This is a genomic window from Chryseobacterium defluvii, assembly GCF_003634775.1.
In the GTDB taxonomy this organism is placed as follows: Bacteria; Bacteroidota; Bacteroidia; order Flavobacteriales; family Weeksellaceae; genus Chryseobacterium; species Chryseobacterium defluvii.
Genome location: NZ_RBXB01000002.1, coordinates 85,774 through 111,947 on the forward strand (window position 1 = coordinate 85,774; position 26,174 = coordinate 111,947).

The 26,174-nt window shown below is 35.7% G+C and carries 27 protein-coding genes; 9 read left to right on the forward strand and 18 right to left on the reverse strand.

The window, feature by feature from the left end:
• Positions 1 to 21 precede the first annotated feature (21 nt).
• Positions 22 to 351, forward strand: a complete 330-nt coding sequence (locus BCF58_RS07165) for a 2Fe-2S iron-sulfur cluster-binding family protein (protein ID WP_121461135.1) — start codon at positions 22 to 24, stop codon at positions 349 to 351.
• 74 nt (positions 352 to 425) lie between these two features.
• Here the strand turns inward: BCF58_RS07165 and BCF58_RS07170 are convergent, their stop codons facing one another.
• The 6 genes from BCF58_RS07170 to BCF58_RS07195 form a co-directional block, all read right to left on the reverse strand.
• Positions 426 to 902 carry a hypothetical protein gene (locus BCF58_RS07170; RefSeq protein WP_121461136.1) on the reverse strand — a complete coding sequence of 159 codons (477 nt, stop codon included), beginning with the start codon at positions 900 to 902 and terminating at the stop codon, positions 426 to 428.
• Positions 903 to 1,038: 136 nt separating this feature from the next.
• Positions 1,039 to 1,620, reverse strand: a complete 582-nt coding sequence (locus tag BCF58_RS07175; RefSeq protein ID WP_121461137.1) for an LOG family protein — start codon at positions 1,618 to 1,620, stop codon at positions 1,039 to 1,041.
• 5 nt (positions 1,621 to 1,625) lie between these two features.
• Complete coding sequence (locus BCF58_RS07180; RefSeq protein ID WP_121461138.1) at positions 1,626 to 2,174, reverse strand: putative glycolipid-binding domain-containing protein; 549 nt, start codon at positions 2,172 to 2,174, stop codon at positions 1,626 to 1,628.
• A gap of 12 nt (positions 2,175 to 2,186) precedes the next feature.
• Positions 2,187 to 3,632, reverse strand: a complete 1,446-nt coding sequence (locus BCF58_RS07185; RefSeq protein WP_121461139.1) for an aminoacyl-histidine dipeptidase — start codon at positions 3,630 to 3,632, stop codon at positions 2,187 to 2,189.
• A gap of 143 nt (positions 3,633 to 3,775) precedes the next feature.
• Positions 3,776 to 4,270: a hypothetical protein gene (locus BCF58_RS07190; RefSeq protein WP_121461140.1), complete on the reverse strand. Its 495-nt coding sequence runs from the start codon at positions 4,268 to 4,270 to the stop codon at positions 3,776 to 3,778.
• A 15-nt stretch (positions 4,271 to 4,285) separates the two neighbouring features.
• Positions 4,286 to 4,891: an LURP-one-related/scramblase family protein gene (locus BCF58_RS07195; RefSeq protein WP_121461141.1), complete on the reverse strand. Its 606-nt coding sequence runs from the start codon at positions 4,889 to 4,891 to the stop codon at positions 4,286 to 4,288.
• Positions 4,892 to 5,005: 114 nt separating this feature from the next.
• Between BCF58_RS07195 and recR the strand changes: the two genes are divergently transcribed.
• From recR to BCF58_RS07220, 5 genes are read left to right on the forward strand one after another with little or no spacing between them, the layout of a single operon-like run.
• Positions 5,006 to 5,620, forward strand: coding sequence for a recombination mediator RecR (gene recR / locus BCF58_RS07200; protein ID WP_121461142.1), 615 nt, complete (start codon positions 5,006 to 5,008; stop codon positions 5,618 to 5,620).
• Positions 5,621 to 5,638: 18 nt separating this feature from the next.
• On the forward strand, positions 5,639 to 6,430 hold the full coding sequence (locus BCF58_RS07205) for a glycosyltransferase family 2 protein (protein WP_121461143.1): 792 nt from the start codon (positions 5,639 to 5,641) through the stop codon (positions 6,428 to 6,430).
• Positions 6,427 to 6,978, forward strand: a complete 552-nt coding sequence (locus tag BCF58_RS07210) for an acyltransferase (protein ID WP_121461144.1) — start codon at positions 6,427 to 6,429, stop codon at positions 6,976 to 6,978. The genes BCF58_RS07205 and BCF58_RS07210 overlap by 4 nt, the downstream gene beginning before the upstream one ends.
• Before the next feature lie 6 nt (positions 6,979 to 6,984).
• On the forward strand, positions 6,985 to 8,118 hold the full coding sequence (locus tag BCF58_RS07215; protein WP_121461145.1) for an NAD-dependent epimerase/dehydratase family protein: 1,134 nt from the start codon (positions 6,985 to 6,987) through the stop codon (positions 8,116 to 8,118).
• Positions 8,115 to 9,137, forward strand: coding sequence for a CgeB family protein (locus BCF58_RS07220; RefSeq protein WP_121461146.1), 1,023 nt, complete (start codon positions 8,115 to 8,117; stop codon positions 9,135 to 9,137). Before BCF58_RS07215 ends, BCF58_RS07220 begins: the two co-directional genes overlap by 4 nt.
• Before the next feature lie 63 nt (positions 9,138 to 9,200).
• On the opposite strand, the gene secG is transcribed toward BCF58_RS07220, so the two are convergent.
• The 3 genes from secG to BCF58_RS07235 form a co-directional block, all read right to left on the reverse strand.
• Complete coding sequence (gene secG / locus BCF58_RS07225) at positions 9,201 to 9,542, reverse strand: preprotein translocase subunit SecG (RefSeq protein WP_121461147.1); 342 nt, start codon at positions 9,540 to 9,542, stop codon at positions 9,201 to 9,203.
• A 135-nt stretch (positions 9,543 to 9,677) separates the two neighbouring features.
• On the reverse strand, positions 9,678 to 11,711 hold the full coding sequence (locus BCF58_RS07230; protein WP_121461148.1) for a M16 family metallopeptidase: 2,034 nt from the start codon (positions 11,709 to 11,711) through the stop codon (positions 9,678 to 9,680).
• 50 nt (positions 11,712 to 11,761) lie between these two features.
• On the reverse strand, positions 11,762 to 13,075 hold the full coding sequence (locus tag BCF58_RS07235) for a M16 family metallopeptidase (protein ID WP_121461149.1): 1,314 nt from the start codon (positions 13,073 to 13,075) through the stop codon (positions 11,762 to 11,764).
• 170 nt (positions 13,076 to 13,245) lie between these two features.
• On the opposite strand from BCF58_RS07235, the gene BCF58_RS07240 reads away from it, so the two are divergent.
• The gene (locus BCF58_RS07240; protein WP_121461150.1) at positions 13,246 to 15,579 is read left to right on the forward strand and encodes an ATP-dependent helicase; all 2,334 of its coding nucleotides are present in this window, start codon (positions 13,246 to 13,248) and stop codon (positions 15,577 to 15,579) included.
• A gap of 55 nt (positions 15,580 to 15,634) precedes the next feature.
• On the opposite strand, the gene BCF58_RS07245 is transcribed toward BCF58_RS07240, so the two are convergent.
• Complete coding sequence (locus tag BCF58_RS07245; protein ID WP_121461151.1) at positions 15,635 to 16,018, reverse strand: DUF3037 domain-containing protein; 384 nt, start codon at positions 16,016 to 16,018, stop codon at positions 15,635 to 15,637.
• Positions 16,005 to 16,778, reverse strand: coding sequence for a HipA family kinase (locus BCF58_RS07250; protein WP_121461152.1), 774 nt, complete (start codon positions 16,776 to 16,778; stop codon positions 16,005 to 16,007). The genes BCF58_RS07245 and BCF58_RS07250 overlap by 14 nt, the downstream gene beginning before the upstream one ends.
• A 117-nt stretch (positions 16,779 to 16,895) precedes the next feature.
• Between BCF58_RS07250 and BCF58_RS07255 the strand changes: the two genes are divergently transcribed.
• Together BCF58_RS07255 and BCF58_RS07260 are read left to right on the forward strand one after the other, a co-directional pair.
• Complete coding sequence (locus tag BCF58_RS07255; protein WP_121461153.1) at positions 16,896 to 17,735, forward strand: alpha/beta hydrolase family protein; 840 nt, start codon at positions 16,896 to 16,898, stop codon at positions 17,733 to 17,735.
• Positions 17,736 to 17,773: 38 nt separating this feature from the next.
• The gene (locus BCF58_RS07260; RefSeq protein WP_121461154.1) at positions 17,774 to 18,589 is read left to right on the forward strand and encodes a TerC family protein; all 816 of its coding nucleotides are present in this window, start codon (positions 17,774 to 17,776) and stop codon (positions 18,587 to 18,589) included.
• Positions 18,590 to 18,668: 79 nt separating this feature from the next.
• On the opposite strand, the gene BCF58_RS07265 is transcribed toward BCF58_RS07260, so the two are convergent.
• From BCF58_RS07265 to BCF58_RS07295, 7 genes are all read right to left on the reverse strand, one after another.
• Positions 18,669 to 19,490, reverse strand: coding sequence for a flavin reductase family protein (locus tag BCF58_RS07265; protein WP_121461155.1), 822 nt, complete (start codon positions 19,488 to 19,490; stop codon positions 18,669 to 18,671).
• 6 nt (positions 19,491 to 19,496) lie between these two features.
• Positions 19,497 to 21,296, reverse strand: a complete 1,800-nt coding sequence (locus BCF58_RS07270; protein WP_121461156.1) for a DUF262 domain-containing protein — start codon at positions 21,294 to 21,296, stop codon at positions 19,497 to 19,499.
• Positions 21,297 to 21,303: 7 nt separating this feature from the next.
• The gene (locus BCF58_RS07275; protein ID WP_121461157.1) at positions 21,304 to 22,092 is read right to left on the reverse strand and encodes a hypothetical protein; all 789 of its coding nucleotides are present in this window, start codon (positions 22,090 to 22,092) and stop codon (positions 21,304 to 21,306) included.
• A gap of 9 nt (positions 22,093 to 22,101) precedes the next feature.
• Positions 22,102 to 23,349 (reverse strand): fumarylacetoacetase, encoded by a 1,248-nt coding sequence (fahA, locus tag BCF58_RS07280; protein ID WP_121461158.1) that lies wholly within the window; start codon positions 23,347 to 23,349, stop codon positions 22,102 to 22,104.
• A 54-nt stretch (positions 23,350 to 23,403) separates the two neighbouring features.
• Entirely contained in the window at positions 23,404 to 23,862 is a 459-nt protein-coding gene (locus BCF58_RS07285; protein ID WP_121461159.1) for a hypothetical protein, read from the reverse strand.
• A 73-nt stretch (positions 23,863 to 23,935) separates the two neighbouring features.
• The gene (hppD, locus tag BCF58_RS07290; protein WP_121461160.1) at positions 23,936 to 25,066 is read right to left on the reverse strand and encodes a 4-hydroxyphenylpyruvate dioxygenase; all 1,131 of its coding nucleotides are present in this window, start codon (positions 25,064 to 25,066) and stop codon (positions 23,936 to 23,938) included.
• 229 nt (positions 25,067 to 25,295) lie between these two features.
• The gene (locus BCF58_RS07295; protein ID WP_121461161.1) at positions 25,296 to 26,075 is read right to left on the reverse strand and encodes a hypothetical protein; all 780 of its coding nucleotides are present in this window, start codon (positions 26,073 to 26,075) and stop codon (positions 25,296 to 25,298) included.
• Between the last annotated feature and the right edge of the window lie 99 nt (positions 26,076 to 26,174).

Genomic DNA, 26,174 nt, shown 5'->3' on the forward strand with positions numbered 1-26,174 from the left:
AAAGAACAATGATCAACTGGAATGAGTGATATTAATATAAAAATTACCGATAGAGAAGGGGTTAGCCACGATATTATTGCTCCAACGGATATGTCCATGAACTTAATGGAAGTCATCCGTTCATATGAGCTTGCTGAAGAGGGTACGATTGGAGTTTGTGGAGGAATGGCGATGTGTGCATCCTGTCAGGTATATGTAGTTAACGATCCCGGTTTAGAGCCGATGGGTGATGAAGAAGATGCGATGTTAGGAGAAGCTTTCCATGTGAAAGATAACAGCAGATTGGGATGCCAGTTGCATATCATGCCTGAAATGGAGGGGCTTGAAGTGGAGATTGCTCCGTATCCTTAGAAAATTTTTAATTTAAATGATAAAAAACTCCCGAAGATTTTTCTTTGGGAGTTTTGTTTTTATAGTCAAAAATATTATCTGTAATCAGAAAAATAAACCTGTCCAAAATCTTTGGGAGTTTGAATTTGTGTTTTAAATTCAACATTGCCATTTTTATAGGATTTAATTGTTCTAACCTTTTTTTGAAGAATAAAATTATTTACAATTTTATGATACTTAAAATTCATTGTTTCTGTTATTGTAGTTTCTTCAGGAATAAGTTTATGAATCAGAATAAAAGAAAAACTATTTTTTCTAATTTTTACTTTCTTAAGGGTACTAATATTATGGTCATCACAAAATGAGCAAGGAATAATATTCGGACTATAGAAAGAAAATAAAGACGATCCATCTTTATCGAGTAAACTTATTGTAACTATTCTGCATCGCGCTTCATCATCATAATACCCACATTTAGCAGCTTCAATCATTATTATATCCGAAATCTTATCATTATTTAAATCACCTCTGTATTCTTTGATGATAGTATTTGTCGATTCTTGCTGTGCCATGCAGATATTGCTGGCAAAAAATAATAAAAATAATAAGGATATCGATCTCATTATTGTACTATTCATTCAACATCAAATGATATTTTTCATTATTATATTTCTTTTATGGGTGGTAAGTTTTGATACTGCAAATGTATTAAACTTCTCCTTTAGAAATCCACTTTCCAACCGTAGGAGCCTGATAATTTCTCATCTTCTCCAGTAATTCATCAATGTTATCACTCATCAGCAGCATGTCACGGTTAACCTGCTTTAAGAATCCTTTATTCACCATGGTTTGAACAAGCTTAATCAGGTCATCGTAAAAACCGTCAATATTTAACACTGCGATGGGTTTTTGATGAAGTCCCAATTGTGCCCATGTAATCATTTCGAAGAATTCCTCCAGTGTTCCATAACCTCCGGGAAGAACAATGACTCCGTCACACAGCTCATTCATCTTGGTTTTTCTTTCATGCATGCTTTCCACCAGAATAAGCTCCGTAAGGTTTTTATGGGCAATTTCTTTGGGTTGCAAAAAGTAAGGCAAAACACCGATGACTTTTCCGCCTGCATGTAAGGCCCCATCTGCTACTGCTCCCATTAATCCGACATCTGCACCGCCATACACCAATTGAATGTTTTGTTTTGCTAATGTTTGTCCCAGTAAGATAGCCTGTTTTTTGTAAATATCATCTGTGCCAAAACTGGAACCACAAAATATGGTAATACTTTTCATAAAATTTATACTATGACCTTTTCAAAAAGCCCCGGATAATTTTCAACCAAACCTGAGCCATCAACCGAAATCTGAGCCTCAAAATTTTTAGGAATATTTTCATATAAATACTCGGCTCCGTTTATTTTGGTGTACTGTTGTTTCACAGGCTTGATCTCATTGCCTAAAATGTTGATATAAATAACTTCGATTTCTCTGGATTGCATTTCAGACAGTTGTAGGTTATTAATCGGTAGTGTATTGGTGAAAGGAGTTAATGAAATATCGATGTATTTAAAATTTGAAAATTCAGGATGATTCTTCCCGTTAATTTCCCAGTCACTTCCGTTTTTTATCCCTTCAACTTTTGACTTTTTCCCATTAACTTCATATTCAATCATGAACTTTTGAATGAGCCAATCCTTATCGATTGTTATATAATAACTGACAAAATAAATTTTATCCTCAAAGGAACCGATAATTTTTGAAGTTGCCACATAATTTCCTTCATTTTCAATCAGATTGAAATATTCAAGAGAATGATAGACTATTCCTTTCCAAATTATCGGCTCCATTGAATAGATTTTTTAATTTTTAACAGGAATATTTGCTAAAATATCTTTAGTGAAATTCCAGAATTTCTGTGCAGAAGGGATGTTCGCTTTTTCATCCGGAGAGTGAGCTCCTCTGATCGTTGGGCCAAAGCTTACCATTTCCATTTCAGGATAGTTAGCTCCAATGATTCCACATTCTAATCCGGCGTGACAAGCCACAACATGAGGTTTTTCACCGAATTTATCGGTATAAATTTTCTCCATTAATTGTACGATTTCAGAACCCGGTTTTGGTTTCCATCCCGGATAAGAACCGCTGAATTCTACTTTCATTCCGGCTAATTCGCCTACTGATTTCAATTGTTCTGCTACCGAATTCTTTGTAGATTCTACCGATGATCTCGAAAGGTTTAAGATCTTTAATTCTCCTCCTTTTAGTTCAACTCGGGCTACATTATTGGAAGATTCCACAAGGTCCTTTACATCCGGGCTCATTCTGTAGACTCCATTGTGAAGAGACTTCAGTACCAAGATGATTTTTTTTGAATCTTCTTCAGAAAGAGCCTTTTCAGAACTTGTTGAGTTCTCTAAATTGATGTGAATATTAGGTTCAACTGTTGCAAATTCTTCTAAAATTTCTTTTTTCAGATTGGTAGTTTCCTCAATGAACTCATTAGCATTACGAACAGAAATAATAGCAACTGCTTCTCTCGGAATGGCATTTCTCAAACCACCTCCGTCAATAGAGATCAGCTGAATGTTTTCCTTCGCCAAGCCTGCGTAAAGCAATCTTCCCAAAATTATATTGGAATTCCCTAAGCCCTTATGAATGTCCATTCCCGAATGACCACCCTGCAAACCTTTAACTTCTATTCTTACGATTTGTCCGTTTGCCGGATTAACTTCATAATTTTGAGTGATTGTTACATCAATTCCACCTGCACAACCTATATCGATTTCATCGTCTTCTTCCGTGTCAAGATTTAAAAGGATATCTCCGGTAAGTTGTCCCGGTTTTAAGCCTAAAGCTCCCGTCATTCCTGTTTCCTCATCAATGGTGAAAAGAGCTTCCAGAGCAGGATGCGGAATATCTGAACTTTCTAAGATAGACATGATCGTTGCTACACCTAAACCATTATCAGCACCTAAAGTAGTGCCTTTTGCCTTTACCCAGTCTCCGTCAACTTCCATTTTGATCCCTTCTGTTTCGAAATCAAAATTGACATCATTATTCTTCTGGCAAACCATATCCAGATGAGACTGAAGAATAACGGATTTACGGTTTTCCATTCCTGCTGTGGCAGGTTTTTTAATAATAACATTTCCTACTTCATCTACAGTAGTTTCCAACCCCAGGTTTTCTCCAAATTCCTTAATGAATGCAATTACTTTTCCTTCTTTTTTGGAAGGTCTCGGAACAGCATTAAGTTTAGAGAAGTTTTTCCAAATGATTTGTGGTTCTATATTGGATAATTCCATAAAATTTATTTTTCTCAAAATTACAAAATAAAAAATGCTCCCGTTAATTCAGGAGCATTCTTTTTTCTTTATTTGGTTGGGGTACGAAACCTCAAAACGGGTAAATCGTAAAATCGGAAATTTGACTTTTCGTTATTTTACTCTTAACATCCGCATTCTCCATAAATAGGAGTAGATATAACCGTTCCGTCAGCTTTTTCAATGGTTAATGTCCCTTCGAATAATAAAGCTTCTTCACTTTTTATTTTTTTACCCTTCACAGAGATCTTATAATTTTCATTTTCTATTTCTTTGCTCAGCTCTTCATCTACTTCCATATCGTTGGAAGAGATCAGATTCATGGCCAGTCTTTTGCCGTCCAGTTTCATATAGGCTGTTTTTCCGGCATCATCAGCATAAATGTATTTTTCAGCTTCGAAATCAGCTTTATTTTTGGCGAAATAGCATGAACATTCCTTAATTTCTTTCGGAAAGGGGATAACTTCAATTAAAATTTTCCCATCTGCAACTGTATCAACATTCACAGAATCCCGTATCATAGTCAAAGAGTCTGCTGATGAATGATTGGAAATTGTTTCTCTGTCCTTTTTACAGGCGATCAGCATAAATGCTGAAAAAGTGATGATTAAATATTTCATTGTCTGTGTAAGTTTTTATCCTCGGGCTCTTTCCAGAAGAACCATCATTAATAATGAAAGAATAACCAAACTTTCTTCTTCGTCATCAATATCGATAATCCTGTCCAATTGGAATCTCCTGCCAAAGAAAGAAGGCATTTTCTTTAATTTAAAATATTCTTTTCCATCCATTCCTTTTACCGTGTAAGACGGATTCAGGAAATATCCGGTAAAGATGCCGATGATAGGAATTTCACCCACCACGCCGTCGAAGAATTTTACCCATGCGCTGTCTTCCGTTACAGTGAATTTTGGTTGATCATTGGCATCCAGTATGTTATATGTTGATTTCCAAAGAGATCGCATTCCTTTTCTGGCCAGTCGTCCGAAATTTTTGTTGTTGATAAGATCATTTAAAGAATAAGAAGCATTGAAATCGATCCATTGATTCGCTTTAATCCTGAAAAGTTCTTTGGACTTGCTCTCATCATTAAATACAATAACGTCCTCTTTAAGCTTAAACATTTTCTGGCGGACATAAGCTACATAATTTCCGTTTCTGTCCGTAATGTTGAAATCACTGGATAATGTGGTGATTTTAAACTTGAAATCCAGAGGATAATTTAGGTTGTTAAGTACCATTTAGTTTACTTTTTTCATATTTTATTTTCAAAGATAATGTTTTATGGGGAAAGAAGATGATTTTCACGTGCTGTAAACCATGAATACTCATCTTTTTGTTTTATTTTTGTCATTATGGATTATCCTAGTAAAGTTTTGGCAAAAGCAGTGGATGAAATTTCAGGGTTACCCGGGATTGGCAGGAAAACAGCTTTGCGATTAGCATTACATTTATTAAAGCAACCCAATTCCAGAGCAGTCAGCCTTGGGAATTCCCTTATTAACCTTGTTAATGACATCAAATACTGTAAAGATTGTCATAATTTTTCTGATTTTGATACTTGTGAGATATGCAGTAATCCTAAGAGAAATGATGACCTTATTTGTATCGTGGAAGATGTAAGGGATGTAATTGCCATTGAAAATACAGGAAAATATACAGGAAAATATTTGATTTTAGGTGGTAAAATTTCCCCGATGGAAGGAGTAGGCCCGAATCAGCTTAATATTCCGAGTATAGAGAGAAAATTGACCGAAGGAAAAGTAAGGGAGTTCATATTTGCCTTGAGTGCAACCATGGAAGGCGACACTACAGCTTATTATATTTATAAAAAGTTCAAAGGCTTTGGGGTAAAATTTTCGAGTATTGCCAGAGGGATTTCTGTTGGAGATGAGCTGGAATATGCGGATGAGATTTCATTAGGAAGATCGATTCTGAACAGATTGCCTTATGATGAAGGAGCTTCTTAATCCTTTAAATCGAAGAAAATGATTTCCGTAATAATTCCCATGTACAACGCAGAAAATACCATTATTAATGCTTTAAATTCGATTAAAGCTCAAACTGTTGGGGTGCAGGAATTTGAGGTGATCGTTGTAAACGATGGTTCTTATGATCAGAGTGAAAAGCTTGTCCGGGAATATATGGAAAATCATCAGGAGATGAATATCAGGATACTTAACCAGCCTAACGGTGGGGTCTCGAAAGCAAGAAATACGGGTTTGAAAGTTGCAGAAGGAGATTATATCGCGTTGCTGGATGCCGATGACGAATGGCTTCCCGAAAAAACGGAAAAGCAGTTGAAGTTTTTACAAAACGATCTTCTTCATGTGGATTTCATTACAGCTTTAAGAAACGGAGAGAAGATTTGGTTTCCTTATCAAGTGGAACAGTATAATCTGGCTGAAATGAATCTCAGAAAATTGCTTCTGAGAGTAGACGGACAGACTTCTACGGCAATATTTAAACGAAAGATTATTGAGAATACCGGATGGTTTGATGAAAACCAGAAATATTCAGAAGATGCCAATTATTGGATGAGGGTTTCAAAAAGCAATAATATGTATATATTAGCGGAAGAATTAGCTTTTACAGGCGGGGGAAAAAGATCTTTCGGTATTTCGGGCTTATCTGCCAATCTTCAGGAAATGGAAAAAGGAATACAGAAAAATCTGAGAGAAATGTATGATACAAAGAGAATCAGCTATCCGGAATATATCCTGTTTTTCCTGTTTTCAAAAATAAAATACGGAATCAGGATTGTTAAAAATAAATTATGATTTATAAACTTTTTTGGGCGTTAAGAGCATTGTTGTATGCACCATTTTTCGGGAAGTTCGGACTTCCTTCGTATTTGGGCAGGCCTTTGTTTTTAATGGGAATCAAAAAAGTTTTCATCGATAAAAGAGTACGGATTTTTCCCCACCTGAGAATGGAAGTGCATCGCTCCGGAAGTATTCATATCCACGAAGATGTGGTGATTTCACAGAATGTACACATCACTTCGGCAGGAAATATGGTCATTGGAAAAAGCTCTTTGATTCTGGCCAATGTGTTTATTACCAATATTGATCATGATTATGAAGAAATAGGTAGACATGTCGTGAAGCAGGAGTATATGATAAAAGATACAATCATCGGAGAAAATTGTTATATCGGGATGGGTGCCGCCATTATGGCGGGAACAAAATTGGGAAAGCAATGTGTTGTGGGAGCCAATTCCGTTGTAAGAGGTGAATTTCCGGATTATTGCGTCATTGTAGGGGCGCCGGCCAGAATTGTAAAAAAATATGATCTTGAAACGGGCAAATGGGAAAAATGTAGCTAAAATTATATGAAGAATATTTTAATCACAGGGGGAGCCGGATTCATTGGAAGTAAGCTGTCTTTACAACTTAAGAGGAAGGGGTATGAAATAACTGTAATGGATAACCTCTCTTCACAAATTCACGGGAAAAATCCGGAAACAGATTCCCCTCTATATAAAAGTATTGCAGGGCAGGTTAATTTCATTAATGGAGATGTTGTTCGTTCCGAAGACTGGGAAAAGGCTATTGAAGGGCAGGATGTGATTGTACATTTGGCAGCGGAAACAGGAACCGGACAATCCATGTACCAGATTGAAAAATATACCGGTGTGAATGTGTCCGGAACTGCAAAAATGCTGGATCTCTTAGTTAACAAACCCCACCAGGTTAAAAAAGTAATTATTGCTTCTTCCAGAGCCGTATATGGAGAAGGAAAATACCTTCATCCCGAATTAGGACTTATTTATCCTAAACCAAGAAATGTAGAAGAAATGAGAAAAGGACATTTTGAAATACAATATCCGGACGGACAGTTTCTTACGGCGCTTCCTACAGATGAAGAATCTAAAATACATCCGACATCCATTTATGGGATTACCAAATATGCACAGGAACAAATGGTGATGACGGCCTGCTCCTCCATGGGAGTAGCTCCTGTTGCCGTAAGATTTCAGAATGTATATGGAGAAGGACAATCGTTATTAAATCCTTACACCGGCATTTTATCCATCTTTTCATCACAGATCCTTAACGGAAATGATATTAATGTTTTTGAAGATGGTAAAGAGTCAAGAGATTTCATCCATGTTGATGATGCTGTGGAAGCTGTTGTGAAGTGTATTGAGAACGATTCGGCTGACGGGGAGGTTTTTAATGTAGGAACCGGAATTCCTACAGATGTAATTACCGTTGCTGAAAATTTAAAAAAGTTCTATAACAGGGATTTTGAAATTAATATTTCAGGACAATTCCGTTTAGGTGATATCCGACACAATTTTGCCGATATCAGTAAAATTAAATCCAGATTGAATTTTCAGCCTCAGGTCTCTTTTGAAGAAGGTATATCTAAGTTTACCAAATGGGTATTACAGCAAAATATACGCGACGTGAAATTCAAAGAATCGCTGGAAGAAATGAAAGTTAAAGGACTTTTGAAATGACCGGGTTAAAAGATAAAAAGATACTTTTCTTATCGGTGAGTTTTTTTAAATACGAACAGGCGATTGTAAAAAGACTTACTGAAATGGGAGCTCAGGTTGATTTTTACGATGAAAGGCCTTCTAATACTAATATTTCAAAAGGAATTATCCGCCTCAATAAAAAACTTTACCAACTACAGATCCGAAAATATTACCATAAAATTTTAAACGAAATTCAGGGAAGGAATTATGATTTTTTCCTTCTGATTAAAGGCGAGGCTATACCTGCTTTTTTTCTTGAAAAAATTAAAAAGGATAACCCCCGGATGGAAATGATTCACTATAATTTTGATCCGTTATCGGAATATCCCGGTCTGATTTCGAATTTAAAATATTTTGATAAAAAATTTACTTTTGAGCGTAGGGATGCTCAAACTTTTAATCTGCATTTCAGGCCATTATTTTATTTAAATGAGTATAAGGACTCCACGCAGGAAACAGCGTCTTTTGATTATGATATGGTTTTTGTCGGAAGCGCCCATACAGACCGGTATATTGTAGGTGAAAAAGTGAAATCAGCAGCAGATAACCTCCGTTTGAGGACTTTTTTTTACTATTACGCAATGGGAAAAATAGCGTTCAGACTAAAAAAGCTCTTTGATAAAAGCCTGAAGCTCTTTGATCTTAAGAAAGTCAGTTTTGAAAAGCTGAATCATGAGCAAATCATTGATTACTATAAAAGATCGAAAGCGGTATTGGATATTAACAAGCCTTTTCAGAACGGATTAACCATCAGAACCTTCGAAGTACTTGCGGCCGGTCGGAAACTGATAACTACAAATGCCGATATTAAAAATTACCCTTTCTACCATCCGGACAATATTTTAGTTATAGACCGTGAGAATGTAAAACTGCAGCCTGATTTTTTCACAACGAAATTTATACGTATGGATGATAATGTGCTTTACATGATGTCCCTGGATTCATTTATCGAATGTTTATTTTTTCGGGATCAGGATTCCTACTGGAATTCTTTTTAAAATGAATTAAAATAAAAAAGCAACCCGACCGGGTTGCTTTTTCTATGATGTAAAATAAATATCTTATTTATTAGCTGCCGGTGTTGTAGCCGGAGTCTGAGAAGCCGGAGCAGATTGTGCTGGTGCTTCTTTTTTCACAGGTTGTTGTTGCGTTGGAGCTACTTGTGATGGTTTACCAGTAATGACAACACTTAAAAGGATAAGGATGATAATAACAGCTCCTAAAGTCCAGGTCGCTTTTTCCATGAAGTCATTGGTTCTCTGTACCCCAAATTGTGCAGACGATGCACCTCCGAAAGTGCTGGAAAGACCTCCGCCTTTTGGATTTTGAGCCATAACGATAATTACAAGTAAAACACTCGCAATCATAACAAGAACCATCAATAGTGTAAATATAGTATCCATTAATTCTGATATCTTTTTGAATGGGCAAATTTAGTCTTTTTTTATCGAACAACAAAAAAAGATCTGATCAAATGTTGATAAAAATAAAAGCGGCAACAATTGTTGCCGCTTTTTCTATATAAGTAAGACTATTTCTTATTTGAAATCAGAATCTTTAGCCTGGTTGATCTGGTAAGATTTCACCGTTAAATTGATATCCATTCCTCCCATATTCTGCATAATGGTATACGGAAGTTTCACACCGGAAACATCTTTATAGTCGGCATAGCTTGTAGGAACAGATCCGCCTTCCCCTGCTTTCACCTCTCCGGTTTTTAAGCCTGTTTTTACACTGTAATAGTAAGTTGTCTTCCCACCTTTTACAACATAAGAATCTTCATTGTTGTATTTTTCGATTCCGGCAAGCTTATATTCCGGTGATTTAGCAAAAGTAAGTTCCGGGAAAAGCTCGGTGTCTTTTGCCATCTCAGCTTTTTGCTTATCGTTCAAAGGCATTTTTTGTCCCTGAGCTTCCATATAACCGTCTTTTCCGTCAAAAACGATTTTCTGAACGGTATTTCCCATCATGCTGATGTTCATTGCCATTTTACCGCCTTTAGCCTGGATCATTTTCATGTTCATATCCATTCCCTGTACTTTTGTAGTCGCATCGGAAGAAATAGACGTTACTTTCTGAACAGCCGCAAGACCACCAATCGCATTGATGTATTTATCTGCTACAGACCCGATCGTTACACTGGCATCAACTTTTTGAGCTGTTGGTTTTGCAACGGGATTTGCTTCTTTGTCAAAATATTTTACAGGGTATCCCAGTTTCTCTAATCCTTCAGAAATATCAGAAGCTTTACCGGCGATGAAAATTCTGCTTTGATTAGGTAAAATAGTAGTTTTTACTGCATTTGAAACATCTGCAGCAGTTACCTTATCGATAGACTTTAAGTAATTGGTATAGAAATCAGCCGGAAGATCCTGAACCTTTTGATTCAATGCAAATCTTGCAATGGTGGAAGGCTGCTCCAAAGACATGATGAAAGAACCTTTCAACTTAGCTTTAGCATTTTCCAACTCTTCCGGTTTTACAGTAGAAATACCATTAAGTTCGTTCATGAATTCTTTAACCGCTTTATCCGTCACCTCATTCCTTACGCTCGCTTCAGCTGAGAATTCAGGAGAGTATTTGCTTGCGCTTAAGCTTGAATAAGCGCCATAAGTGAATCCGTTCTTCTCACGAAGATTCATGAAAAGTCTTGCTTCACCACCACCCCCTAAGATGTAGTTGGCAATTGTAGCAGCAAAATAATTAGGATCTTTCATTTTTAGGTTGTTCAGGTTGTTTACCGATACAACAGATTGTACTGCCGTAGGAACATCCACAACATTGATTTCGGTTTTAGCTACATTGGAAGCAGGCTCTAAAGCAGCAAACGTTGTATTGGATTTTTTCCAGCCACTGAAATCTTTTTCAACCAATGATTTTACCTGATCAAATTTCACATCTCCAACGATCACTAAATAGGTGTTGTCCGGAGCGTAATATTTTTTGTAAACATTTTGTACATCCGCCAATTGAATCTTGTTGATAGATTCTACCGTTTCAAATTCCCCTCTCGATGTATTCTTTCCATACATTAAAGCCCTTGAAACTTTGGAAGCAATAGAAGAAGCATTTTTCTCTTCGGATTTTAGCCCTTCAATAGCTCTTTCTTTAGAATCCTGAATTTCTTTAGCTGAGAAGTTAGGATTGATAATAGCATCTGCCATTAGTCCTAAAACTTCAGGGAAATATTTTGAAAGGGAATTTGCAAAAGCTCCTCCTGAGTTGAAGCTTAAACTTGCGCCCAAGAAATCTACTTTTTTATTGAATTCATCTTTACTGATGTTTTTTGTTCCGTTTTCAAGCTGTTCTGCCATAATCTGGCTTACGCCTGTTACTCCCCCTTCATAATAGGGAGGTCTGTCCATAGAAAGGTTGGCGCTTACTCTTGGTAGCTTGTTATTTTCCACCACCATTACCGTAAGCCCATTGCTCAGCTGGAAAGTTTTTGGCTTAGCAATGTTGATCGCAGGAGTTGGTCCTGGCTTTGGCATTGCATTAAGGTCAATTTTTTGTGCCGAAAGCATTCCTGAGAATAAGAACGCGACAGCTATATATGTTAATTGCTTTTTCATTGTAAAAAAATTATTTTTTGATAATCACTTGTTAAACCTAAGTTCAGAGATTATTTTTTTTCAGGTACGTAATTAATGATCACTCTTTGATTAGAATTCAAATACTTTTTAGCAGCATTCTGCAGATCCTGTCTTGTGATAGATCTGTAAATGTCGATTTCCTTGTTGATTAGGTTAGTATCTCCCATCAATACGTGGTTGGTTGCCAATGAAGCAGCAATTCCCTGAATACTTGAGTTAGCGTTAACGAATTGGTTTTCATACTGGTTCTGAAGCTTTTGATAATCTTCCTCAGAAATTAAAGTAGTCTGAAGCTTTTTGATTTCGGCATCAATGTCAGCTTGTAACGTTTGCTTGGTAGTTTGCCCCATCGGGATGGCAAAGAATGCGAAAATACCATAATCCTCAAGACCTTGGTTGAAAGCCGCCACCTGAAGTGCTTTTTTCTCCTGATCTACTAATTTTTTATACAATACAGATGATTTTCCGCTACTCAGATAAGAAGAAAGCATATCTAAGATATAGGCGTCTTTCTCTTTATTCCCCGGAGTTCTGTATGCAAAAACATATGCTGGAAGCTGGATGTTAGGGTCTGTAGCCGTAACTTCCTTTTCCTGATTAATTGGAGTATCCTTAGGGAAGTTTTTAGGGTAAACTGTTCCTTTTGGAATTCCTCCGTAATATTCCTGGATCCACTTTTTAGTCTGCTCAGGCTTGATATCTCCCGCAACCACTAACGTAGCGTTATTAGGAACATAGAATTTTTTATAGAATGCAATAAACTCATCTAGCTTAGCTGCATTCAGATCCTCCATAGAACCGATTGTCGGCCAGTTGTATGGGTGATTGGTAAATAGATTCTTTTGAATTGTGGTGAAAAGATTTCCATAAGGCTGGTTATCCATTCTCAATCTTTTTTCTTCTTTTACTACCTCTCTTTGCGTATCTACACCTACCTGGTTGATCACTGCATGACGCATTCTTTCAGCTTCCATCCAAAGTCCTAATTGCTCATTATTGGAAGGGAAAGTTTCATAGTAATATGTTCTGTCATTCGTAGTGTTCGCATTGTTCTGTCCTCCGTTGGAAGAAACAATCTTGAACCAGTCACCTCTCTTGATGTTCGGTGTTCCTTCAAATAAAAGGTGTTCGAAAAAGTGAGCAAAACCGGTTCTTCCTTTTACCTCATCTTTAGCACCTACGTGGTACATTACTCCTGTTGTAACTACCGGTGCGGAATTGTCCTGATGAAGAATTACGTGTAAACCATTTGGTAAGTCATACTCTTCGAATTTAATTTGTTGTGCGTTCAAAGCCATTCCGAAGAAAGCTGCTGCAGCAACAGAAAGAAGTCGTTTTTTCATTATAGTAGAAATTGTTTTGTCAATTAGTGTCAAAAATAAGCTAAATGTTACAATACTGATGTGATTATTTTTAATAAATACAGTTTTTTTTAAATATCTGATAGCCTGCTTTTAAAAATTTGAATTCTCCTTTTAATGCATTAATTTTGTGTTCCAAATTTTTTTGTTGTATGGAGGATTATCTGAAAGGACTGAATGAATCACAATTCGAAGCTGTTACCACATTACAGGGGCCCTTAATGGTTCTTGCAGGGGCGGGTTCCGGGAAAACACGTGTACTAACGATGCGTATTGCTCATTTGATTACGAATGGAGTAGACCCTTTCAATATCCTGGCTCTAACCTTTACCAATAAGGCAGCGAGAGAAATGAAAGAGCGTATTGCCAAAGTAGTAGGAGACAGCAATGCAAGAAGCCTTTGGATGGGAACATTTCACTCCGTTTTTGCAAGAATTCTGAGGAGCGAAGCCCATTATTTAGGATATCCTTCCAATTTTACCATTTATGATCAGCAGGATGCTCTAAACGTCATCAAAAAAGTCCTGAAAGACATGAATATTGATGCCGATCTTTATAAACCTAAAAAAGTACAGGCAAGAATTTCCACTTATAAAAACAATCTGATCACGGTAAAAGCCTATTTCAATAATCCGGAACTGATTGAAGCAGATGAAAAAGCCAATATGAAATTCATCGGACAGATCTACCAGAAATATGTGGAAGCCTGTTTCAGAAACGGAGCAATGGATTTTGACGACCTGTTATTAAAAACCAATGAATTGCTTACGCGTTTTCCTGAGGTTCTGGCAAAATATCAGGATAGATTCAGATATATTCTGGTAGATGAGTACCAGGATACGAACCATTCGCAGTATCTTATTGTAAAAGCTTTAGCTTCGAAATTTGAAAATATCTGTGTGGTAGGAGATGATGCGCAATCTATTTACTCTTTCCGGGGAGCGAATATTTATAATATTTTAAACTTCAAGAAAGATTATCCGGATGCCAAAACAGTTTCTCTAGAGCAAAACTACCGTTCGACACAGAATATTGTGAATGCAGCGAATGTGGTGATCGCTAAAAACCTTCAGCAGTTTAAGAAAAATGTTTTTAGTGATAATGAAGAAGGGGACAAAATAAAAGTATACCGTTCCCTGTCCGATGCTGATGAAGCTAATTTCGTAGCCGGAAATATCTGGGAACTTCGCAACAGGGACCAGAGAAAATACAGCGATTTTGCCATTCTATACCGAACCAACTCTCAGACCCGTGCCTTTGAGGACGCTTTGAGACGTAAAAATATTCCCTACAAAGTATATGGCGGTTTGTCTTTCTACCAAAGAAAAGAGGTGAAAGATTTACTAGCCTATCTCCGTCTTCTGATCAACGAAAATGATTCGGAAGCATTAATGAGAATCATTAATTACCCGACCAGAGGAATAGGGGAGACCACCCAAAACAAATTAATCGTTTTTGCAGACGCCCAAAATATATCGGTTTCCAAGGTATTGGATAATCTTCCAATGTATGCCCCTCATTTAGGGTTCAATAACGGAGTAATTACCAAACTGAACGATTTCTGGTCTATGATCAAAGCCTTTCAGGTTTTATTGAAGACTGAAACAGCTTACAATGTGGCGATGGAAGTGGCCAAACGAAGCGGATTGATCAAATTTTTAAAAGATGACCAGACTCCTGAAGGGATTTCCCGGGTGGAAAACGTTCAGGAATTGATGAACTCCATGCAGGGATTCATTGAAGAACAAATGCAGCTGGAAGACGGGGATCCAAGTTTATCCAATTTCCTTGAAAATATCGCCCTTTCTGCAGATACACAGAATAAGGATGATGAAGAGGATATGGTGTCTTTAATGACGATTCACCTTTCCAAAGGTTTGGAGTTCCCTGTAGTACATCTTGTCGGTCTTGAAGAAAACCTTTTTCCGAGCTTCATGAGCTCAGCAACAAGAGAAGATCTGGAAGAAGAAAGACGTTTGTTCTATGTAGCCTTAACAAGAGCTGAGAAGCAGGTGTTTTTTTCTTATGCGGTTTCCCGTTTTCAATGGGGGAAAATTACCGATGCGGAGCCTTCAAGATTTTTAAGTGAAATTGATGAAGAATTCATAGAGTTTGTAAACCCTGCGATTGAAAAACGTTTCATTAATAACTCAGGAGTTAAATCCAATATTTTTGATGAATATCCTACAGAAGCCAGAAGCTTCAAAAAAGTGGAGAAGAAAACCATTGAAAGAAGCGATTCCTCAAAACCTATTGCTGAACCAAGAAAACTGAAGCCTGTAAGTACCGCAAAAATTATCAATCCAAGCGGAGCTTCTTCCCAGGATATTGAAGTGGGAGATAAGGTGAGACACGACCGTTTCGGAATTGGAGAAGTTACTTTCTTAGATGGGACAGACCCGCAGAATATTAAAGCAAAGGTAATCTTCCAGCATGAAGGGGAGAAAAACCTTATCCTGAAGTTTGCGAAGCTGACTAAGATTTAAAAATATAAAAAACGGATTCAAATTTTGAATCCGTTTTTATTTTAAAAATGTTCAGTTATTTCACCAATTCCTCAAAAAGTTTACCAAAAGTATGATCCAGGTCTTTGGTTTTGCCGGGATGAGGTCTTGAAGTTTGTACTACAGAACTTCTCACTGCTGTTAACCAACGGAAACGTTCAGGAATTTCCAGTTGTGCAATAGGGCCTCCGTCCTTATCTCCATTCGCTATTTTTTGAAAACTGACCAGATTTTGGATGATGTCTTCATAATCGAGCTTACTGTGCATCAGTCTGAATTTATCAGGACAAAGATAAAACTCCACACGAATGTATTTTTCCTTTTTTGAAAACATAACGAGCCCGATGTTGAAAAATTCCTCTCTTTCAACTTTTGGAACCAGGCGTATAACGGCATATTCGTATATTTTATCCTCTTGCATGCTGAGCTTCGTTTACAAAGATTTGAGAATGTTCCAATCGTGTTTTCATAAACTGACAATACACTTCACGGATTTCTTCCGGTGTTTCATCGGCATCGTTCCAATGCAGCCAGTCTTCAGGAATCAAGTTAACGATTTCCCTGAAAACAGTATCATTCAATACTTCATGGGCAAATTTGTCAGCTTCATCGAGTTGGGTTGCCTGCGGAAGTAAAACGTGGTCTTTCACATATTTGAAAGGGGTTTTAGCTGCCGTATCAAAATTCTGCCATGAATGATGAAAATAAAATGATGCTCCATTATCAATTATCCAAAGCTCTTTATGCCACATCAGAAGATTCGTGTTTTTGAAAGTACGGTCAATATTGGTGATGAACGCATCCAGCCATACGATTTTTGAGGCTAAAAGAGGATCAATTTTTACGCTTGGGTCATATGCTATTGACCCTGAGAGATAATGTAATCCTAAATTCAATCCTTCCGAAAACTTCAGCAAATCCTGGATTTCTTCATCAGCTTCCGTTCTACCGAAATCCACATCAAGGTTGATGAAAACCAGCTCAGGAATTTTCAAGCCTAAAGCTTCCGTGATTTTTCCGCCTAAAAGCTCCGAAATCAGCATTTTTACTCCATGACCGGCGCCACGGAATTTCAATACATATTTAAAATCATCATCTGCTTCTGCCAAAGCCGGAAGAGAGCCTCCTTCTCTTAAAGGCAGAATATAACGCATGACAGTGACTGTTCTTAGATCCAACATACAGCAAAAATAAGGTTTTTAATCCTCTTTATTGTCTTAAAACTGTTTCATCAGATTAAAATTAATCTTTGCATTTGATTTTAATTTAATATTTTTAGAAAACAAGACAATTTCAATATGGATATTATCAAAAAACAGAATATTATCATCTCCAACCCTGAAACTAAAGATTTTTTGGCTGATGCATTTTACCCTAAAACCAACGAAAGATTACCCTTAGTCATTTTCGTCCACGGTTATAAAGGCTATAAAGACTGGGGCGCATGGAATCTGATGGCTGAAAAGTTTGCAGAAGCCGGATTTTTCTTTGTTAAATTCAATTTTTCCCATAACGGGACTACCCTTGAAGAGCCACATAATTTTGCAGACCTGGAAGCTTTCGGAAATAATAATTATTCCAAGGAATTGTCCGATCTGGGTGTTATTATCGATCATTTTATTAAAGATCCCAAAGTAGATGACCAAAAAGTGATTCTTATCGGGCATAGCAGGGGAGGAGGAATTTCTATTATCAAAACATCCGAAGATGAAAGAATCAATGGACTGATCACGCTTGCCAGTGTGGATACCTTAGAAAGGTTTCCAAAAAATAAGGATCTTCAGAAGTGGCGAGAAAAGGGTGTTTTTTATGTTTTAAATGGCAGAACCAGGCAGCAAATGCCCCATTACTATCAGTTTTATGAAGACTTTGAAAAAAATGCACTCCGTTTTGATGTAGAAAGAGCGGCAGAAATGGCAAAAGCTCATTTTTTAATAATTCACGGTACCCAGGACGAAAGTGTGAGTGTGAAAAATGCAGAACATCTTCATATTTTAAATCCCAATTCCGAATTGTTTTTAATTGAAAATGCCAATCATACTTTCGGAGCCAAAGAACCTTGGGACGAAGATCATCTTTCTGCAGATTTACATACGCTGACAGAAAAATGTATTGATTTTATGAAGCGGAAAATGTAATTAATCGTATTTTTGATACTCACCTTAAAATATTTTATATGGATCTGTTTTCGGCACTAGAACTCCCCAATTTCGCAGACCCTCAGATTTGGATCAGTTTATTAACGTTAACTTTTCTGGAAATTGTTTTAGGAGTAGATAATATTATCTTCATCTCAATCATTTCCAATAAGCTACCAATAGCTCACCAGAAAAGAGCAAGAAGTATAGGTCTGATCCTTGCCATGATTTTCAGAGTGATGCTGCTGTTGATGATCAACTGGATCATTGGGCTGAAAGATCCTGTTTTTACGATAGGGTTTATTCATGAGCCGGGCACGGAACAGGCTTTAAAGGTAAGCTGGAAAGACCTTATTCTTTTAGCCGGAGGTATTTTCCTGATCCTGAAAAGTACATTTGAAATTCATTCCAAAATGCAGATCAATGAAGTTCAGCATGCCCCAAAATCAGCGGGTTCGGGATTGTTAGCCACTGTGATTATCCAAATTATTTTGGTAGATATGGTATTTTCCTTGGATTCCATTTTGACAGCAGTAGGATTGGTAGACAATGTGGTGCTTATGATCATTGCTGTTATTATTTCTATAGCGATCATGATGATGTTTGCGGGGCCAATCTCCAGAATTATTAATAAACACCCGAGCTTACAGATGTTGGCTTTATCCTTCCTTGTTGTGATCGGGGTGATGCTGGTTGCGGAAGGAATTCATCAGCATATCAGCAAGAATATCATTTATTCATGTTTAGCGTTCAGCTTATTGGTTGAATTATTGAATATCAATTTCAGAAGCAAACAGAAAAAAGCGATAAGGCTGAATCCAGATTTGAAGGATAATCTTGACATTGAAGAATAGCCATACATAATAAATCCATCCCTCAATGTATATAAAATAAAGCCTTCCCGATTAGAGAAGGCTTTTTTTATTTTAAAAATCAGATGATCAATAGTTTCCAGGCTTCTTCAATCCTGTTTTCTAATAACAGTTTCTGAGCATTCTGATGAATATCTTCATCTGCGTGGAAATTGTCTCCCGGCAATTCTTCCACATTGGCCAGCATTCCCAGATCATTTCCTGTGAATATTTTGCTGTATTTAATGGCGTCCGGAAGAAGATCGAAACCGATTCCTTTCGTTACTAGTGGCTTAGGTACTTCAAAAAGATTGTCTGCACTATTTCTGGAATACCAGTTTCCGCCTAAACGGGCTACCATATCCAGTTTCTTCTGATCCGGAATTCCCTGTTCATTCAGGTACTCTTCTCTGATATGAATTTTCTGAACTTCACAAATAACAAGATTTCCGGCACCTCCCTGATCTCCCAGAGGCTTTACTTCCAGAACTTTACATTCAAAGTTGACCGGGCATTCGGCAATAAGTTTAGGCTTAACCAGATCTGCATCTTTCATTGTTAATCCGGACTTGATGAATTCATTCACTCCGGTTTCATATTCTGTAGATGCCAAAGAAATCTGCTGTACAATAGGGAAATTAACAGTTCCTATCACTACTTCCGGAACTTCCAGCACGTTTTCCAAGGTATGTTTTGTGGTATTGTCCCGGACTCTTCTCGATGGTGAGAAGATCAAAACGGGAGGAACCGTACTGAACATATTGAAGAAACTGAATGGAGACAGATTGATATTTCCGTTTTTATCTATAGTTGAAGCTAAAGCAATAGGACGCGGCGCAATAGCGGTCTGCATGATGGTTTGCAGCTGTACCGGGGATATTTCGGAGGGTGTTACTGTTTTCATTATTATTTAATCTAAGCTGATAGGTTGCCAAACATCTTCACAAATTTTAATTAAAATTTTACTTCTTTCATTAAAAAAGTTTTTATTCAATTTATATTCTTTTGGTTCCCCAAAATTATTATATAATATCTCAGATTCTTTATCAGTCAGATCATTTTCGACTAAATATCTATAAAGAATATTTTCATTTTTACCATCAGAACTACTTTTTAATTTGATTATAGTATTGGCAATATTAAAATATTCATCCTTGTGACCATTATTTTCTAATTCTTTATATTCAAATATATTTATAATATTAGTTCCATTTTTTCTTCTAGCAGAAATTAAATCATAAAAATCTTCATTTATATCACATAAAAGATTTAAATGTTCAGAGATTCGTGCAAAAAAATATCTGATAAATTTTCTATTAAAGAAATATGATCGCATATTAGTTAATCCTTTAAAAAGATTTTCATAATTAATGATTTTATTTAAATAATCAATCAATTCTTCTATAGTTAGATCTCTAATTTCAGTAATTACATCTTTAAAAATTATCTGTCTTATAGCTGTTTGAGAGATTGGTTCTCTTGAAAAAGTTCTATAAATAATAAATCTTTCAATAAATTTTGATATTATATCAATTTTTGACTCAATAATATCTTCACTATCAGTTTTTTTAACTGCTGCAAGATATAATGGATACGATAGAGAAGTAGCAATATTGTAATTTGTCAAATGATTTACCAAGGGTAAATTATTATTATTACTTTTTTCTAATTTTTTAATTTTTAAATAAAGGTCAGAATAGAAAGAGAAATCGCCTTTTACAAAATAATAATAATTTTCTTCATGTTTAAGTTTTAAATGTGAGCTTTTTTCTTTAACCCAGCTATGAAAACTTGTTCCAATTTTTTCAAAGTCTTCTCTATCAGTTCCTGCTGAAGTAGATTTTTTCATTGTTTCAGCATATTGTCCCCTTAACCAAGCTCTAAAAAATTCTAAATCTTCATCCACAGAAATAGAATGAAGTTTAGAAATTTTTTCTTTCCATATCGAATTTAGTTCATTCAAAAAATTTTCATTATCAATTTTTGAAAGAAGATAACTCTTTAACATTTCACTAGGAGTTAAATTGTATCCTCTATCATTCATTGTTTCAAAAATAGTATAAGCATTTTTATCTGAAAAGGCTGTTATTTCGACAAAAATTAATTTTTCTTTGAGCCATTCAATAAATATATTTAATTTATCAGTTTTTAGATTTTCAGGAAACAATAATTTTATGTCTTGATATCTATCATAAATGTTAATAATAGATAAATTTTTTGATTCATTAAAATCTGGGTTTTCATCAATATCCGTAATCTTTTCCTTCTTATAAAGAAAATCCATTATTTCTTTACGCTCAGGAATATCTAAATTGTAGCTATTTTTACCAAATTTCCTAGAATAAATTAAATCTTCAACAGGTTCTATTTCTATACGACTTTCTTTAGCAAAATTATATATATAAATAAATAAAAGTGTAAGTGAAGTTAATCTTTGTTGACCATCAATAATTGAAAGCGTACCATTTTTATTGTAGAAAATAACAGGTCCCATATAATAGGAGTTGTATTTCGAAACATCTTCAATTGAATCACCAAATGTATAGTTTTCTAAAAAAGCTTCTTCAATATCAATTAATAATTGTTCAATATGTTTTTTTTGCCATTTATATTCTCTTTGAAAAAAATCAATTATATATTTTTTTGAACTCAAAAGCTCATTCAGATTTTTATCTTGAGCATCTATTTTGTTTGCTGCTGAATTTGACATAGATAGTTTATCTTAATGATTGTATTAAAAATTTCAAAATATAGAAAGCAGGTTTATATGCAGCTTGATTTTCTTTCGTAGGATTTAATTCTCCATGAAATAGAATACATCGTAATTTATATAAGATTTCTATAACTCCTTTGGATATTTTTAAATCATCATTGATGAATTTTGTACCTGAAATTGAAATGTATTCTCTTTTATCAGTAATCAAACTTATTTCTTTTTTAGGATTAATTTCTAAATAAATTTTTTTTAAATATTCTTTTTGCTTGGAAGTTAATGAGGTAGTATTAATATTTCGTTCCAAATCATCTACATCATACTTGTTTTGCGAATAAGTATACTTTGTACTTCCATTACCATCAGTTATAATTACTGAAATATTATAATTACTAAAACCAGTATAAATAAGTTCAACTTTATACGTCCAGGAATATTTCACCTCAATTTTTACTTGAATAGGATTCCTTTCTAGTACTAGTTTATGAAAAGATACTCTGTTTAAAGAATTCGGAATATAATTATTTTCTAAAATTCTATGTAGATCTGAAATATACCCCTTAATTATTATGTTTTCTGTTTCGGCACTATTGATTATTGAAATTATTTTATCTCTAAAAACATTTGGATTAGATTTTATTTCATCAATTGCGGCTTTGTCAGTTTTTAAAAGAGGATAAGAATTTCTGTACCAAGCGTTAAAAGGTATCCACGCTTTAACAAATAATGTTAAATAGTCAACTTCGGCTATGGAAAGCCATCTGTCGGCGTTTTCAATATAAGGATTTGACATATAAATAAATTAAATCGCAGGAATAATTTTACCGGAAACTTCACCGAAACCAACTCTTACACCATCTTTTTCAGCCCATGCCTTCATCGTAACCGTATCATTGTCATTGATAAACTTCCTTTCTTCTCCATTACTTAATTGAATCGGATTTTGTCCTCTCCATGTCAATTCAAGCATAGACCCGAAAGATTTTGGATCGCTTCCTGAAATGGTTCCACTTGCATACAAATCTCCCACTTCCACATTACAACCATTTACGGTGTGATGCGCCAATTGCTGAGCCATATTCCAATACATGAATTTATAATTACTTTCAGAAATAAGGTTTTCCTCTCCGTTTTCAGGTTGTAAATATACTTCAAGATGGATATCGTAATTTTGATCTCCCTCGAATTTTAAATAGTCTAATACTTCAGGATCTTGTACAGGAGATGCTGTTCTGAATGGCTCTAAAGCTTCCAGGGTAACTATCCAGGGAGAAATTGATGACCCGAAATTTTTTGCTAAGAATGGTCCAAGCGGAACATATTCCCAAGACTGGATGTCTCTTGCAGACCAGTCATTGAAAATCACCATTCCGAAAATAGCATCTTCTGCTTCTTTTGTAGAAATGCTTTCACCCATTTCAGTATTCTTATTGACGATGAAAGCCATTTCCAATTCGAAATCCAGCTGTTTGCATGGTCCGAAAACGGGTTTGTCTGCATCTGCAGGTTTCATCTGACCTTTCGGACGGTTGATCTCCGTTCCGGAAACCACAATGGAAGAAGCCCTTCCGTGGTAGCCTACAGGTAAATGTTTCCAGTTGGGTAGTAAAGCATTGGCAGGATCGCGGAACATTTTTCCTACATTGGTAGCATGTTCAATACTGCTGTAAAAATCAGTGTAGTTCGGGATATGAACAGGCATCATCATTTTTACTTTATCAAGGTCATAAAACGCTTCTTCAATAGTTTTCTGGTCTTTTGACAATATTGAACCTTCCTGAAGCAATTGTTGTATTCTGGAACGAACAGCATTGGTAACAGGTTTTCCCAGCTCAATAAATTCGTTTAATGTATAAGCTTCAAAAACATTGTCGTCAAGCCCTTCAATGTCTTCAAAATAGGCAAGATCATATAACGTGGCAAGATCAATGATTTGATCACCGATTCTTGTACAACATCCGATATACTCTTTATTAAAAACTGCTACTCCGAAAGGAATATTATGTATAGAAAAATCTGATTGGGAAGAATACTCTACAAATGATTTCATAAAATTTGAATTAAATGGGAATCAGAATATATGTATTCTGAATTCGCCGGATTATTATTTTTTTAAAAAAGAGGCTTCATCAATCCATCTGTCTTTGGTGTTGACATCGATCAGATAAAGAATGTTATCCTGTTTTGTCAGCAACAAAGTTTTGGTAACCGGGATCGGGACTTTTTTATTTTCAAGCATATCTGCTCTTAAGGAAATAATATTCTTTTTCCGGATAATATCCCCGGTAAAAACATTAGAGCTGGTTTCTCCGGTTGCCTTATCATCAAAAACTTCCACATAGGTAGCCAGTTTTCCTTTGATGATAATAAAATCCCTTTCCGTATGGTCTTCCGCATCTTTAATGAAAACAAATTTCTTGTTATCAATGCTTACACTTTCAAGATGTTGATTGATGCCTTTTCTTTCTTCAAGTCTGGTAAGAATTGTATTGATTGAGCCATATTGTGCTTTTATTCCCAACGTTGCACCTAAAAATACCATTCCGATAAAAATTTTTTTCATATGAATGCGTGTTTTATAAAAAAGTTTTGTCAAGATTTTTCATCCTGACAAAACTTTATATTATTATTTAAAATTAAAGATTTCCTCTTCTTTCCTGCTCTCTTTCCAATGCTTCGAACAATGCTTTGAAGTTACCTGCACCAAAGCTTTGTGCGCCATGTCTTTCAATGATTTCAAAGAAAAGAGTAGGACGGTCTTCTACAGGCTTCGTAAAGATCTGTAATAAGTATCCTTCTTCATCATGATCAATAAGTATACCTAAGTCCTGAAGTTTCTTAAGATCTTCATCAATATGGCCCACTCTTTCGGGAACCATTTCGTAATAGGCCTCTGGTGGAGCGGATAAAAACTCCACGCCACGTTTTTTAAGTTCGGTTACTGTATGGATGATATCTTTTGTAGCTACAGCGATATGCTGTACACCTTCTCCTTCATAAAAATCAAGATATTCTTCCACCTGAGATTTTTTCTTACCTTCAGCCGGCTCATTGATAGGGAATTTGGCATACCCGTTTCCATTCGACATTACCTTGGACATCAATGCGGAATATTCTGTATTGATCTGCTTGTCGTCAAAAGAAAGGATGTTGACGAATCCCATTACTTTTTCATACCATTCCACAGTAGGAAGCATTCTGTTCCAGTCTACATTACCTACGCAGTGGTCTACATATAATAAACCTGTTTCTTCAGGATTATAATCGCTTTCCCATTTCTCATAGCCAGGCATGAAAGGACCTGTGTAATTTTTTCTTTCTACAAACATGTGAACCGTTTCACCGTAGGTATAGATTCCGGACATTCTTATTTCACCATTCTCATCGGTTAATGTTACAGGCTCCAGATAAGGTTTTCCGCCCCTTGTTGTAGTTTCTTCAAAAGCCTTATATGCATCATCTACCCAAAGTGCCAAAATTTTTACCCCATCACCGTGTTTTTTTACATGTTCGCTGATCGGTGAGTCCGATTTAAGACCTGTTGTTAAAACCAGCCTTATTTTTCCCTGTTGAAGAACATAAGATGCACGGTCTCTGACTCCTGTTTCAGGACCTGCATATGCTAAAGACTGAAAACCGAAAGCGGTTTTGTAAAAGTGGGCAGCCTGTTTAGCATTTCCTACATAAAACTCAATGTAATCTGTACCGTTAATGGGTAAAAAATTCTCTGCTTGAGCAATTTTTTCGGCAAATGTAAGTGTTGACATATTTTCTTTTTACTTTTTATTTTATGGGTATGCAAATTACGAAAATATTGGCAATGGAAAAAACCGAAAAAAGAATTAGTTCGAGATGCTTAACAGAAACTTAAAGAAAAGTTCATTTAAGTATGTTTAAGTTTATTGTATTGGGGTAAAGAGGTATAAATTTGTAATTACAAAAGACAAGTGAAAAAAATATTTCGAAACAAGTAAGCTGTAGTACATTACTACAGCTTTATTTTTTGTTATTCAGCCTTCCGGCATCAGGATTATAATTGTCCCAGATTTTCCAGGTGTTATCTATTTTGCGGATAAAATAAATCTGAGTGTTCAGCTGGTTCACAAAATGCTCTTCACCGGTTTCTCCTACTTTAAATAAGAGATTCCAGAATTCCTGGGATTCTAATATCTTTTTTTCCGGTTCATCTGTTACAATACGGATATCAAAAACTTCATAGTTGGAGCGGTTATTTTTGGTCACCAGTTTGAAATCCCTATCACATAATTCTTTACTGAAATGAGTTGCTCTTTCCAGAAAAGGAGAGTCATTGAAAACGAGGTCTTTGAAAAGCTCCGGATGATGTGCCGGAAACTTTTTATAAAATTCAAAAACAGTTGCACAGTAATCGTATACGATTTTGGTTAAAAAAGTACGGTCATCCTGCTCATTGCTGATGCGGGTTTCTTTATTGGACAATATGTAAGCATTTAAATCTTTATGTCCCAGGAAAATACAAATTTTATCGAGCGTTTTCAGAAACCTTAGATCATTATGGGTTTTATCCTGATAATCATTTTCGAAAAAACGTTGCAGGGTAACATGCGATATAGTATTACCTATTTCAAATTTTTTTCCTCCTTTTAGTTCTTCGGCTTCGGATAATTCTTCTTTGATGATTTCGGAAAGAATAATATAATGACTTCTTTTCCATTCGTTAACATTCCCTAAAACAGAATTTTTTACTTTAGGATGTCGTACGACTTCTTCCCTAATTGCATTATAAATTGTTTTCAATCTGTGAGCTTTTTAGAGGGGTTTGATCAAATATATTGCCAAAGCCCTGGTCTTCTTTCTATTTCCCTATATCTTGTATAGCGTAATTATTATTTTTAC

Coding starts and splice junctions, on each gene's coding strand:
- BCF58_RS07190 (WP_121461140.1), bottom strand. CDS start 4,270: ATGAAATATTTAATCATCACTTTTTCAGCATTTATGCTGATCGCCTGT.
- BCF58_RS07235 (WP_121461149.1), bottom strand. CDS start 13,075: ATGAAAAAACGACTTCTTTCTGTTGCTGCAGCAGCTTTCTTCGGAATG.
- BCF58_RS07255 (WP_121461153.1), top strand. CDS start 16,896: ATGGATATTATCAAAAAACAGAATATTATCATCTCCAACCCTGAAACT.
- BCF58_RS07210 (WP_121461144.1), top strand. CDS start 6,427: ATGATTTATAAACTTTTTTGGGCGTTAAGAGCATTGTTGTATGCACCA.
- fahA (WP_121461158.1), bottom strand. CDS start 23,349: ATGAAATCATTTGTAGAGTATTCTTCCCAATCAGATTTTTCTATACAT.
- BCF58_RS07240 (WP_121461150.1), top strand. CDS start 13,246: ATGGAGGATTATCTGAAAGGACTGAATGAATCACAATTCGAAGCTGTT.
- secG (WP_121461147.1), bottom strand. CDS start 9,542: ATGGATACTATATTTACACTATTGATGGTTCTTGTTATGATTGCGAGT.
- recR (WP_121461142.1), top strand. CDS start 5,006: ATGGATTATCCTAGTAAAGTTTTGGCAAAAGCAGTGGATGAAATTTCA.
- BCF58_RS07220 (WP_121461146.1), top strand. CDS start 8,115: ATGACCGGGTTAAAAGATAAAAAGATACTTTTCTTATCGGTGAGTTTT.
- BCF58_RS07185 (WP_121461139.1), bottom strand. CDS start 3,632: ATGGAATTATCCAATATAGAACCACAAATCATTTGGAAAAACTTCTCT.
- BCF58_RS07215 (WP_121461145.1), top strand. CDS start 6,985: ATGAAGAATATTTTAATCACAGGGGGAGCCGGATTCATTGGAAGTAAG.
- BCF58_RS07260 (WP_121461154.1), top strand. CDS start 17,774: ATGGATCTGTTTTCGGCACTAGAACTCCCCAATTTCGCAGACCCTCAG.
- BCF58_RS07205 (WP_121461143.1), top strand. CDS start 5,639: ATGATTTCCGTAATAATTCCCATGTACAACGCAGAAAATACCATTATT.
- BCF58_RS07165 (WP_121461135.1), top strand. CDS start 22: ATGAGTGATATTAATATAAAAATTACCGATAGAGAAGGGGTTAGCCAC.
- BCF58_RS07195 (WP_121461141.1), bottom strand. CDS start 4,891: ATGGTACTTAACAACCTAAATTATCCTCTGGATTTCAAGTTTAAAATC.
- BCF58_RS07230 (WP_121461148.1), bottom strand. CDS start 11,711: ATGAAAAAGCAATTAACATATATAGCTGTCGCGTTCTTATTCTCAGGA.
- BCF58_RS07265 (WP_121461155.1), bottom strand. CDS start 19,490: ATGAAAACAGTAACACCCTCCGAAATATCCCCGGTACAGCTGCAAACC.
- BCF58_RS07170 (WP_121461136.1), bottom strand. CDS start 902: ATGGCACAGCAAGAATCGACAAATACTATCATCAAAGAATACAGAGGT.
- BCF58_RS07175 (WP_121461137.1), bottom strand. CDS start 1,620: ATGAAAAGTATTACCATATTTTGTGGTTCCAGTTTTGGCACAGATGAT.
- hppD (WP_121461160.1), bottom strand. CDS start 25,066: ATGTCAACACTTACATTTGCCGAAAAAATTGCTCAAGCAGAGAATTTT.
- BCF58_RS07245 (WP_121461151.1), bottom strand. CDS start 16,018: ATGCAAGAGGATAAAATATACGAATATGCCGTTATACGCCTGGTTCCA.
- BCF58_RS07275 (WP_121461157.1), bottom strand. CDS start 22,092: ATGTCAAATCCTTATATTGAAAACGCCGACAGATGGCTTTCCATAGCC.
- BCF58_RS07270 (WP_121461156.1), bottom strand. CDS start 21,296: ATGTCAAATTCAGCAGCAAACAAAATAGATGCTCAAGATAAAAATCTG.
- BCF58_RS07180 (WP_121461138.1), bottom strand. CDS start 2,174: ATGGAGCCGATAATTTGGAAAGGAATAGTCTATCATTCTCTTGAATAT.
- BCF58_RS07285 (WP_121461159.1), bottom strand. CDS start 23,862: ATGAAAAAAATTTTTATCGGAATGGTATTTTTAGGTGCAACGTTGGGA.
- BCF58_RS07250 (WP_121461152.1), bottom strand. CDS start 16,778: ATGTTGGATCTAAGAACAGTCACTGTCATGCGTTATATTCTGCCTTTA.